Source organism: Sphingopyxis sp. SCN 67-31, from assembly GCF_001725095.1.
This window is the reverse complement of sequence record NZ_MEFH01000144.1, coordinates 1-9,969: the sequence shown is the minus strand read 5'-3', so window position 1 is coordinate 9,969 and position 9,969 is coordinate 1. Positions and strand designations below refer to the sequence as shown.

Here is a 9,969-nt window from a genome sequence, read left to right as displayed (position 1 = left end):
CACCGCGATGCGGGGCAGCCAGGCCCGGCAGACGGCGATCGCCAACAATCTTGCCAATGCCCAGACGCCCGGCTTTCGCGGCGACATGGCGGAGGCGCAGTCGCTCTGGCTGCAGGGCAGCGGCGTCAATGCCCGTGCCATGTCGTCGGAGGAAGTGATCGGCGCCGACATGCGCGCCGGTGCGGTGTTCGCAACCGGCCGCGACCTCGACGTCGCGATGACCGGCGACGCGCTGCTCGTCGTGCAGGCCGAAAATGGCGAAGAAGCCTATACGCGCCGCGGCGATCTGCAGGTTTCGGCGAGCGGGCTGCTCACCACCGGCGACGGCCACCCCGTCCAGGGGGCGCAGGGCCCGGTTACCATTCCGCCCGCCGACAAGGTCAGCATCGACAGCGAAGGGCGGATCTGGGTCGTGCCCACCGGTGGCGATCCGCAGAACCCGCAGGAAGTCGACCGGCTGCGCCTGACGACCCCCACGGGATCGGACATCGTCAAGGGTCTCGACAATCTTTTCCGCGTCAAGGGCGGCGGCATCCTGCCCGACGATCCCGAAGCGCGCGTCGTCACGCGGTCGCTCGAGGGATCGAACGTCGCCGCCACCAGCGCTCTTGTCGAGATGATCGAGGCGAGCCGCAGCTGGGATTCGCAACTCAAGCTCATCAGCGACGCGCGCGACATGGACAGCGCGACCGCGAACCTGATGCAGCTCCCCCGTTAAGGAGAATAGACAATGAGCTTCGGTGCCTTGCACGTCGCGCGGACCGGTCTGGATGCCCAAGGCTTCCGGATGCAGGTGATCGCGAACAACCTCGCCAACGTGAACACCACGGGCTTCAAGCGCGACCGCGCCAATTTCGAAACGCTGGGCTATCAGATGATGACCCAGCCGGGTGCGCCCTCGTCGTCGGAAAACCGCTACGCGACCGGCCTCAACCTCGGCACCGGCGTCGAACTGGGTGGCACCGCGCGCATCGATACGCAGGGTTCGCTCAACGCCACGGGCAATGCGCTCGACATGGCGATCGAAGGCGCCGGCTTCTTTCAGGTGCTGCTGCCCGACGGCCGCACCGGATATACCCGCGCGGGCAATTTCACCATGTCGGCCGATGGCACGATCGTCACACCCGACGGCAAGCCGCTGCAGCCGAATATCCAGGTTCCCGAAGGCGCGACCGGCGTGTCGGTCGGGGCCGACGGCACTGTATCGGCAACCGTTCCCGGCCAGGCCGAGGCAACCGAGCTCGGCCGCATCGAAATCGCACGCTTCGTCAATCCGTCGGGCCTGCAGGCGATCGGCGACAATATGCTCGTCGAAACCGCCGCTTCGGGCGCACCGCAGGTCGGCGCCGCAGGCGAGGAGGGCCGCGGCATCCTGCGGTCGGGCATGCTCGAAGGATCGAACGTCAATGTCGTCGAGGAACTGGTCGACATGATCGAGACGCAGCGCGCCTACGAAGTCAATTCGAAGATGATCCAGGCCACCGACGAGATGATGAAAAATGCCACGCAAACGCTCTAAGGCCCTGCTCCTTGCATCGGCGCTGCTGCTGCCCTTCGGCATGCTGGCACCGGTCGCCGCGCTGGCGAAGGACAAGGTTGCACCCGACGCCTTTGCCGTCGCGATGCCCGTCGATCCCGCGCCGCCGCCGACGCCCAACGGTGCCATTTTCCAGGGCGGCTATACCCCGCTCACCTCGGGCGGCCGCGCCGGCCGGGTCGGCGACATCGTCACGATCCAGCTCGTCGAACGCACTGCGGCGACCAAGAGCAACAGCGCGACGACGCAGCGCGGCGGCAGCATCGGCCTGACCCCGCCATCGACCGGTCCGCTGTCCCTCTTTTCGCCCAGCGACATCGGCGCGGGCGGCGACCAGCAGTTCAAGGGCAAGGGCGATGCCGCCCAGTCCAACGCGCTGTCGGGCGAGATCAGCGTCACCGTCGCCGAAGTCTATCCCAACGGGATGATGCTGGTGCGCGGCGAAAAGCTGCTGACGCTCAATCGCGGCGATGAGCGGGTCCAGATCTCGGGCCTCGTGCGGCCGATCGACATCGGCCCCGACAACCGCGTCCTGTCGACCCGCGTCGCCAACGCGACGATCCGCTACGTCGGCAAGGGCGAGATCGCCCGCGCCAGCAAGCAGGGTTGGCTGCAGCGTTTCTTCTCGATCATCAGCCCCTTCTGAACGCCTTTTTAAAGGATAGTGCCGTGACCAAGCGTCCCACCCTTCTCGCCCTCTTCCTCCTGCTGATCGCGGGCTTCGGCTTCGCGGCGCCGGCATCGGCCGAGCGGATCAAGGACATGGGCCAGTTCCAGGGCCTGCGCGCCAACCAGCTTACCGGCTATGGCATCGTCGTGGGCCTCGCCGGAACGGGCGACGACAGCCTCGATTATTCGACGCTGGGAATGAAGGGCGCGATGTCGCGCTTTGGCATGACGCTTCCTGCCGGGGTTAACCCGGCGCTCAAAAATGCGGCTGCGGTGATGGTCACCGCCGAACTTCCGCCCTTTTCCAAGCCCGGCCAGCGGCTTGACATCACCGTGTCGGCGATCGGCAAGGCCAAGAGCCTGCGCGGCGGCACGCTGGTGCTCGCGCCGCTCTATGGTGCGGACGGACAGATTTACGCGATGGCGCAGGGCAACCTCGTCATCGGCGGTCTGGGGGTCGACGCCGCCGACGGTTCCAAGCTGACGGTCAATGTGCCGTCGAGCGGACGGATCGCCGGCGGCGCGACGGTCGAGCGCGCGGTCGATACGGGATTTGCCTATGGCGACCAGCTGACCTTCAACCTCCACCAGTTCGATGCGACCAACGCGCAGCGCGTCACCGATGCGATCAACCGTGCGGTCGGGCCGGGTGCGGCGACGATGCTCGACGGTGCGAGCATCTCGATTCGCGCCGGCGGCAGCGGCGACGATCGCATGCGCCTGATGTCCCGAATCGAGAATCTCGAGGTTATCCGCGCCGAACCGCCCGCCAAAGTCATTGTTAATGCGCGCACCGGAACGGTCGTTATCAACGGTGCGGTCCGGGTCGGCACCGCGGCGGTGACGCAGGGCAAGCTCTCCGTCTCGGTCAAGGAATCGCCCACGGTGGTGCAGCCTGCACCGTTCAGCCGCGGGGAAACGACGGTCGAACAGTCGAGCGAGATCGGCGTCGACCAGGAATATCGTCCGGTGATGATGGTGAAGCCCACCGCATCGCTTTCCGAGCTCGTCGATGCGATCAATCGCATGGGCGTTCCTCCCGGCGACCTTGTCGCCATCCTCGAGGCGCTGAGCCAGGCCGGCGCGCTCACTGCGGAACTGGTGATCATATGACGACACCTCTTTCTTCGATCGGCGCCCCCGCCGCCAGCGCCGCCCCCGCCGGGGCCGGCAGCGGCGACGGCGGACTGCGCAAGGCGGCCGAATCCTTCGAGGCGGTCATCCTGCGTCAGCTCCTCTCGTCGATGCGGCAGGCCAAGCTGGGCGACGACATCTTCGGATCGAGCGCGACCGACAATTTCCGCGAAATGGCCGACGCCAAGACCGCGGACAGCATCGCCTCGATGCGCCAGTTCGGCATCGCCGACATGGTAGAGGCGCAGTTCCGCGCCCGGGTCGGAGGCGCGCAGTGAGCGACCTTCTCAACATCGGCGCCAGCGGCCTGCGCGCCTATTCGCGCGCGCTGTCGACGATCGGCGACAATATCGCCAACGCGCAGACGCCCGGCTATGCGCGGCGTACGCTCGAACTGGTCGAGAATCAGGCGGCGAGCAACATGCCGCTCTATCGCAGCTCGATCAAACCGGGCGGCGTGGCGATCCAGGGCGTGACGCGTTCGGTCGACCAGTGGCTCATTCAGGATTCGCGCATTTCGTCGGGCGACGCCGAGCGCTCGGCGACCAAACTCGACTGGATGAACAAGGTCGAGGCCGCAATGAGCGACGATTCGAACGGGATCGCAACCGGGCTGGGCAAGCTGTTCAACACTGCCGATCTGCTCACCGCCGATCCGTCGAACCCGACGCTGCGGGCGCAGTTTCTGCAATCGGTCGACGATGTCGCGTCGGGCTTCCGCACCGCGGCGGGCCAGCTTTCGAGCATGGCCGACGGGATTTCGAGCGCCGCGGCGGGCGAAGTCGACAGCTTCAACACCAATTTGAACGCCCTCGAACAGATCAACATCGGGCTGCGCAAGGCGCGCCCGGGATCGACCAACGAGGCATCGCTGCTCGACGAGCGCGACCGTTTGCTCGACGAGCTTTCGACGCAGGCCGGCGTCACCGCGAGTTTCGACAGCCATGGCGCGGTGACGCTGACCGCAACGGCGACCGGCGATACGCTGGTCGGCGGCGGCGTCGTGACGCCGATTTCGGTCAGCGCTGCGGCCGACGGCCGGCTGTCCTACAGTATCGGCGGATCGCCGTTCACGACCGCGACGGGCTCGCTCGCCGGACTGGTCGAGGCGGCCAATCATGTCGCCGACCAGCGCGCGGGGCTCGACACCATGTCGGCGCAGTTCGCGAACCAGGTCAATGCCGCACACCAGGCGGGCGTCGATGCCAATGGCAATCCGGGCCAGCCGCTGTTCGCTGGCGTCGGCAGCGCTGCGACACTGGCCGCGGCGCCGTTGACGACCGCACAGGTCGCGGCGGCCGATGCGACGAGCAGCAACGGCAATATGCTTGCGATCGGCGGGATGCGCGGGTCGAATGATCCCGAAAGCGCTTGGGCGGCGCATATGGCGACGCAGGCGCAGGCGACCGCATCGGCGCGCGCGCAGGACGCCGCCGCGACGACCCGCCGCGACGCCGCCTCGGCGGCACGCAGCGCGGTCAGCGAAATTGATCTCGACCGCGAGGCGGCCGATCTGCTGCGTTTCCAGCAAGCCTATTCGGCGGCGGCGCGCACGATCCAGGTCGCGCGCGACACGATGCAGGCGCTGCTGAACGCGGTGTAGGCGAAGGATTTGGGGCCATGAGCCACAAGGGGCAGAACGATGATTAACGCCACTGGCAACCGCATGACGCGCGAGATCGCGCGCCAGTCAAAGCTCGCCGAACAGATCGAAAAGCTGCAGATCCAGGTTTCGACCGGCAAACGGCTGCAACGCATGTCCGACGATGTCGTGGCGTCGAAACGGATCGCGACGATCGGCAAGACCCAGGCGGCGATGGACACCTGGGCAACCAACATCAACACCGGCAAGGCGCTCGCCGCGCAGGCCGACGGTGTTCTGCAATCGACGAGCGATCTGCTCACCCGCGCTCGGGAACTCACGCTCAATGCGGCGAGCGACACCGCGAGTCCGGCCGATCGCGCGACAATCGCCGCGGAATTGAGCGCGATTGCCGACCAGATCGACGGGCTGGCCGCGACGCGCGACGCGAACGGCGAACCGCTTTTCGCAACCGGCAATGCGCGCGCAATGCGGTTCGATTCGGACACGGTATTCGCCCCGGTGCCATCTGCGGCCGATGCCCTGGCCGTCAGCGGGACGAGCTTGTCGACTTTCGTCCGCGATGCCGCGGCCGCGGTGGCGGCAGGCGACAAGACGGCGATGGGTGGGTCGATGACCGCTCTCGACACCGCAATCAACCACACCGCCGACCAGAACGCCGCCATAGGCCTCGCTGCCGGCCGCCTCGAGCGGATCGGTGACAGCCTTGCGGCGCGCGGCGTGACGCTGGCCGACGAACGCTCGTCGGTCGAGGATACCGATCTTTCGGTTGCGATCGCGCAGCTCAACGCTGCCGATCTGACGCTCGGCGCCGCGCAGGCGGCCTTTGCCAAGATCAACCGGCAGAGTTTGTTCGATCTTTTGAGCTGAGCGGCCTCAAGTTTCCGGCGCCGCTGCCGTTAAGCATAAGAGACGTCCCTGTTTAGGCGGACCCCGGGCGGGTCCGGATGGAGTTGAGCGCGCATGTTTCCCGTAATCGGCATCGTCGTACTGATCCTGCTGGTGTTCGGGGGTTTTGCGCTGACGGGCGGCAATCTTGGCCCCGTCATGCACGCGCTGCCGCACGAAATGCTCATCATCGGCGGCGCCGCGGTCGGATCGCTGATCATCGGCAATTCGGGCGCCGACCTGAAGGCGCTCGCCGGCGGGCTTGGCAAGGTGTTCAAGGGGCCGCAGTACAAGAAGCAGGATTATCTCGACGTCATCCTGCTCGTGTCCTCGCTGATGAAGATGATGCGCACCGAAGGACCGGTCGCGGTCGAACCGCATATCGAAGACCCCAAAAGCTCGCCCATCTTCCAGCAATATCCCAGGCTGCTCAAGGACAGCACGCTCGTCCACCTGATCTGCGATACGTTGCGCCTGGTCGTCGTGTCGTCGGGAACGCTCGATCCGCACGCGGTCGAGGACGTGATGGACAATGCGGTAAAGAACCACCACCACCACGCGATGAAGCCGGCCGACGGTTTGCAGAATCTCGCCGACGCGTTGCCCGCGCTCGGCATCGTCGCGGCGGTGCTTGGCGTGGTGAAGACGATGGGCTCGATCGACAAGCCGCCGGAAATTCTGGGCGGCATGATCGGTTCGGCGCTTGTCGGCACCTTCCTCGGCGTTTTGCTCGCCTATGGGCTCGTCGGCCCGTTCGCGACGCGCGCGAAAAGCGTGATCGAAAGCGACGGCGCCATCTATCACACGGTGAAGCAACTCATCATCGCATCGCTCCACGGCCACCCGCAGCCGCTCGTCATCGAAGCGGCGCGTTCGGGGGTCGAACATTCGAACCAGCCGAGCTTCGCCGAGGTCTTTGACGGAATGCGGGGCCGCTGATGGCCGCGCGTCCCAACACGCCGCCGCGGCCGATCATCGTCAAAAAGGTGATCGAGGGGGGCCATGGCGGCCACCATGGCGGTGCGTGGAAGGTCGCCTATGCCGACTTCGTGACCGCGATGATGGCCTTCTTCCTGCTCATGTGGCTGCTCGGCGCCACCACCGAAAAGCAGCGCAAGGCGCTTGCCGACTATTTCGCGCCGACGATCGTCCAGACCAAGCAGGAAAGCGCCGGGTCCAACGGCATGTTCGGCGGCGATTCGATCGTTTCGGCCGACAATTATCCGCATCGCGCCGGGCAGACGGGGACGCGGTCGATCACGATCCCGCGCGACGTTGTCGGCGGACCCAAAGAGGCTTCGGGCCGCGAACAGGAAACCAAGAAGTTCCAGCAGGTCGCGAAATCGCTCGCCGAGCGCGTCCAGCGCAAGGGCGATCTGCGCCGCCTCGCGCGCAACCTGCGCTTTACCCAGACCATCGACGGCATGCGCATCGACGTGGTCGACGATGCCGACTTCTCGATGTTCACGATGGGAACGAGCCAGCTCACCCCCGAAGGCGTGCGGCTGTTCCAGGAAGTGGCCGAGGCGATCGGGGGCGTGCCGAACCAGCTGATGATCCGCGGTCACACCGATGCGGCACCCTGGTCGGCAGGCGCGGGCACCAACAACTGGCGGCTGTCGGTCGACCGGGCGGAGGTGGTGCGCAACTATCTCCAGTTCCGCGGGATCGATTCAAACCGCTTCTCGCGTATCGAAGGGGTCGCCGATCGCGAACCCTATGTCCCGTCGAATCGCTTCGACCCGCGCAACCGGCGCATCTCGATCACGCTCGGCTGGGGCAGCGCGGCCAAATATTAGTGCCAGATTGGCAGTAAGATAAATCCTTAACNGTCTGGATAATCTTTCGTTTACCATTTTCCTCAATCTCTCGGCTCATCGGAAAGGCGCCATGGGGGGCGCCATGGAGACGAAAATGACTGAGGTGGGGCAGAACAAGGGCAACAACGCAGCGCTCGAAGCGCTGATCATCGGCAACAGCCCGGCGGTCAGCCAGCTGCGCGAGATGATCCGCCGGGTGGCGCGGTCGAATGCCTCGGTCATGCTGTGCGGTCCGTCGGGATCGGGCAAGGAACTGGTCGCCCGGGCCATCCACGATGAAGGCGTGCGCGCCGGCAAGGCCTTCGCCGCGATCAACTGCGGCGCCATCCCCAGCGAACTTATCGAATCCGAACTCTTCGGCCACGAAAAGGGCTCGTTCACTGGCGCCACGGCGCGCCGTATCGGCCATTTCGAAGTCGCCAGCGGCGGCACGCTCTTCCTCGACGAAATCGGCGACATGCGCTTCGACATGCAGGTCAAGCTGCTCCGCGTGCTCGAGGAACGCACCATCGTCCGCGTCGGCAGCAGCGAGGTCCGCCCGGTCGACGTCCGCGTCATTTCGGCCACGCACCAGGATCTGGGCGCGGCGATCGCCGAGGGCAAATTTCGCGAAGATCTTTTCTTCCGCCTGGGCGTCGTCGTCCTGCAGGTGCCGAGCCTGGCGAGCCGCGTCGAGGATATTCCCGCGCTGATCCGCCATTTCCAGCGCAAGATGCCGGCCGACGCCAAGTGCCGCTATGACGACGCTGCGATCGCGATGCTGATGCAGCATCGCTGGCCGGGCAATGTCCGCGAACTGCGTAACTTCGTCGAGCGTGCCAGCGTCCTGTTCGGCGGCGAAACGCTCGGCTGCGACGATGTCGCGATGCTTTTGAACCCCACCGCAGCGCTGGCACCGCGGCCGATCCTCCCCACGGGTACGGTCGCGGTACCAGCCGGCGGGCTGGACATCCCGGCGGCCGCCGGCGCGCAGGCGAAAAAGCCCGCGCCGGGTCAGCCGATCGACCTCAAGCGCGAGATCGAGACGATCGAACTCGAACAGATCCACGTCGCGCTCGACCTTGCCGACGGCATCATTTCGGAGGCTGCCCGCCTCCTGTCGCTCAAGCGCACGACGCTGATCGAAAAGATGCGCAAATATGGAGTTCAGCAGCAGGCCGCCTGAAAACTACCCCACCAGTTTCGGCGCCGCTGAATTCGGCACCGGTCGCACCCCACCCCCGTCGTCGCTTGTCCCCACTTATAGCGACGGCGCGGGCCGCGGCCGGTGCCGAACCCTTTTTACCGATCGATGATGAAGAGGCGACGCGGGCGCGTCAGCGAAGCTGGCGCCAAGCCTCGGCGATCGTACGGATGCCGTCGAGCACCTCGGCAAAGCCGTCTTCGTGATTGGCGGCGATCGCCTCATCGAGCTTGCGGCGCATGCTGCGATAGACGCGCGACAGCGCCGCGGCGACATCGCCGCCCGCGCTATGATCGAGATTGGCGTCGAGTCCGATCAGGATCGCGCGCGCGCGGTGCGCGGGGTCGGTGGCGGAGACGCGCTGTCCCTGTCGCGCCATCGATCCGAGCACGCCGACGGCCGTTTCGAGCTCGTCATAGAGCATGGCGACGAGTTCGACCGGGTCGGCGCCCTCGGCGCGGCTTTCCTGCTGCAGCCGGCGGTAGGTGCCGGTGGCGCGGACGATCGAGGCGGTGGCAGGCACGGCGAAAACCCTTAGTTATTGCTGTTCTGGTTGTTCCACATCTGGATCTGCTGTTCCAGATAGGCCTGGGTCGCCTTGAAGGCTGCCAGCTTGGCGTCGAGCGTGCTGTATTTTTTCTCCAGCCGCGCGCGATAGGCATCTTCGCGCTCGTTGACCTTGTCGAGCTGGTCGGCAAGATCCTTGCTCTTGGCATCGAGCGTCCTGGTGACGCGATCGATCACACCGCCTGTCCCCACGGCCTTGTCGCGCAGAGCGTCAAGCACACCGGCGATGCCCGGATCGCTGACGTCGGTATGCGCGCCGTCGCGCGGCGGATTGAACAATGCTTCGACCGCGCCGGCGTCGGTCGTCAGGGCGGTTTCCAGCCGGGTTTGATCGACGGCAAGCAGGCCGTCCTTGTTCGTGTAGATGCCGATGTCGGCGAGCGTCGTATAGGTGCCGCTGCTGGTCAGTGTTTGCGACATCATGCCGCGCAGCTGGCCCTCGAGCTCGCGCAGGCCCCGCGTGTCACCGGACATCGCGGCGGCATCGGTGATGCTCTTCTTGAGCTGGTTATAGACGTCGACGAAATCCTTCACCGTCTGCCGGATCATGTCGAGCGGGCGACTTGCC

The 9,969-nt window shown here is 66.0% G+C and carries 12 protein-coding genes; 10 read left to right on the top strand and 2 right to left on the bottom strand.

Annotated elements, in window-relative coordinates:
• From ABS88_RS21815 to ABS88_RS21770, 10 genes are all read left to right on the top strand, one after another.
• The coding region (locus ABS88_RS21815) for a flagellar basal body rod protein FlgF (protein ID WP_286750569.1) at positions 1 to 718 on the top strand (718 nt) is incomplete at its 5' end.
• Between the two features lie 12 nt (positions 719 to 730).
• Entirely contained in the window at positions 731 to 1,519 is a 789-nt protein-coding gene (gene flgG, locus ABS88_RS21810; RefSeq protein WP_003041483.1) for a flagellar basal-body rod protein FlgG, read from the top strand.
• Positions 1,500 to 2,183 carry a flagellar basal body L-ring protein FlgH gene (locus tag ABS88_RS21805; protein ID WP_003041480.1) on the top strand — a complete coding sequence of 228 codons (684 nt, stop codon included), beginning with the start codon at positions 1,500 to 1,502 and terminating at the stop codon, positions 2,181 to 2,183. Before flgG ends, ABS88_RS21805 begins: the two co-directional genes overlap by 20 nt.
• A gap of 23 nt (positions 2,184 to 2,206) precedes the next feature.
• Positions 2,207 to 3,319 carry a flagellar basal body P-ring protein FlgI gene (locus tag ABS88_RS21800; protein WP_003041478.1) on the top strand — a complete coding sequence of 371 codons (1,113 nt, stop codon included), beginning with the start codon at positions 2,207 to 2,209 and terminating at the stop codon, positions 3,317 to 3,319.
• The gene (locus ABS88_RS21795; RefSeq protein ID WP_003041475.1) at positions 3,316 to 3,618 is read left to right on the top strand and encodes a rod-binding protein; all 303 of its coding nucleotides are present in this window, start codon (positions 3,316 to 3,318) and stop codon (positions 3,616 to 3,618) included. Before ABS88_RS21800 ends, ABS88_RS21795 begins: the two co-directional genes overlap by 4 nt.
• The gene (gene flgK / locus ABS88_RS21790; protein WP_286750568.1) at positions 3,615 to 4,943 is read left to right on the top strand and encodes a flagellar hook-associated protein FlgK; all 1,329 of its coding nucleotides are present in this window, start codon (positions 3,615 to 3,617) and stop codon (positions 4,941 to 4,943) included. Before ABS88_RS21795 ends, flgK begins: the two co-directional genes overlap by 4 nt.
• 39 nt (positions 4,944 to 4,982) lie before the next feature.
• Positions 4,983 to 5,813: a flagellin N-terminal helical domain-containing protein gene (locus ABS88_RS21785; protein ID WP_058812238.1), complete on the top strand. Its 831-nt coding sequence runs from the start codon at positions 4,983 to 4,985 to the stop codon at positions 5,811 to 5,813.
• A 93-nt stretch (positions 5,814 to 5,906) separates the two neighbouring features.
• Entirely contained in the window at positions 5,907 to 6,770 is an 864-nt protein-coding gene (gene motA, locus ABS88_RS21780; RefSeq protein WP_003041465.1) for a flagellar motor stator protein MotA, read from the top strand.
• On the top strand, positions 6,770 to 7,630 hold the full coding sequence (locus ABS88_RS21775) for a flagellar motor protein MotB (RefSeq protein WP_062901628.1): 861 nt from the start codon (positions 6,770 to 6,772) through the stop codon (positions 7,628 to 7,630). The genes motA and ABS88_RS21775 overlap by 1 nt, the downstream gene beginning before the upstream one ends.
• Positions 7,631 to 7,745: 115 nt before the next feature.
• Positions 7,746 to 8,816: a sigma-54 interaction domain-containing protein gene (locus tag ABS88_RS21770; protein ID WP_120694154.1), complete on the top strand. Its 1,071-nt coding sequence runs from the start codon at positions 7,746 to 7,748 to the stop codon at positions 8,814 to 8,816.
• Positions 8,817 to 8,967: 151 nt separating this feature from the next.
• Here the strand turns inward: ABS88_RS21770 and ABS88_RS21765 are convergent, their stop codons facing one another.
• Both ABS88_RS21765 and fliD read right to left on the bottom strand, forming a co-directional pair.
• The gene (locus tag ABS88_RS21765) at positions 8,968 to 9,357 is read right to left on the bottom strand and encodes a flagellar export chaperone FliS (protein ID WP_058812237.1); all 390 of its coding nucleotides are present in this window, start codon (positions 9,355 to 9,357) and stop codon (positions 8,968 to 8,970) included.
• A gap of 11 nt (positions 9,358 to 9,368) precedes the next feature.
• Positions 9,369 to 9,969 (bottom strand): flagellar filament capping protein FliD (gene fliD / locus ABS88_RS21760; protein WP_286750566.1); only part of this gene is annotated, 601 nt, incomplete at its 5' end.

Coding starts and splice junctions, on each gene's coding strand:
- flgG (WP_003041483.1), top strand. CDS start 731: ATGAGCTTCGGTGCCTTGCACGTCGCGCGGACCGGTCTGGATGCCCAA.
- ABS88_RS21805 (WP_003041480.1), top strand. CDS start 1,500: ATGCCACGCAAACGCTCTAAGGCCCTGCTCCTTGCATCGGCGCTGCTG.
- ABS88_RS21795 (WP_003041475.1), top strand. CDS start 3,316: ATGACGACACCTCTTTCTTCGATCGGCGCCCCCGCCGCCAGCGCCGCC.
- ABS88_RS21785 (WP_058812238.1), top strand. CDS start 4,983: ATGATTAACGCCACTGGCAACCGCATGACGCGCGAGATCGCGCGCCAG.
- motA (WP_003041465.1), top strand. CDS start 5,907: ATGTTTCCCGTAATCGGCATCGTCGTACTGATCCTGCTGGTGTTCGGG.
- ABS88_RS21775 (WP_062901628.1), top strand. CDS start 6,770: ATGGCCGCGCGTCCCAACACGCCGCCGCGGCCGATCATCGTCAAAAAG.
- ABS88_RS21770 (WP_120694154.1), top strand. CDS start 7,746: ATGACTGAGGTGGGGCAGAACAAGGGCAACAACGCAGCGCTCGAAGCG.